Annotated in this window: 1 protein-coding gene; it reads right to left on the minus strand. The window is 71.6% G+C overall.

Going from position 1 to position 581, the window contains the following annotated elements:
• Positions 1-191: 191 nt before the first annotated feature.
• Positions 192-581 (minus strand): PEP-utilizing enzyme (locus HUK84_RS22175; protein WP_246285838.1); only part of this gene is annotated, 390 nt, incomplete at its 5' end.

Genomic DNA, 581 nt, shown 5'->3' on the forward strand with positions numbered 1-581 from the left:
CCGAGCGCCTGGCGGCCGCGCAGCCGGCGGCGGCCGAGGCATCACCAGGGCTCTGCCCTGGACCCGGCAGGGCCTGAGGCCCTGCACCCCATTTATTTGATAACAAACGGGTTTCCAAAGGGCGATCGCCCTTTGGTGGGTTCAAGGGCAACGCCCTTGCCGGGCAGATCCCACGATCGATCCTACGGCCCTCATGCGGGTGGGGCGGCGCGCCAGGCGGCGATCTGGGCCAGGTCGGCCTCGGGGCGGTCCTCGGTCATGGGAACATGGCCGGCGAAGACCTGACCGGTCTCGCCGTCCAGGGTGATGTCGGCGCCCTGGGGGAACGGATGGCCGGCGATCCGGCAGCTTTGCCGGTCCGGGGCGATGGTCAGGCCGGGACAGCCGACGATCGCGACCTTGCCGAATTCGCGGGCGACCACGGCAGCATGGCTGGTGCGGCCGCCATGGGCGGCGAGCAGGCCGTCGGTGCCGATGATGGCGTCGATATCCTCGGTCAGCAGGTCGGTGGTGACCAGGATGGTCCGGCGGCCCTGCCCCGCCAGCGTGCGGGCGGCGTCGCGGCTCAGGACGACGGCGCC

It is taken from the genome of Nguyenibacter vanlangensis (assembly GCF_013376155.1).
Taxonomy (GTDB): Bacteria; Pseudomonadota; Alphaproteobacteria; order Acetobacterales; family Acetobacteraceae; genus Gluconacetobacter; species Gluconacetobacter vanlangensis.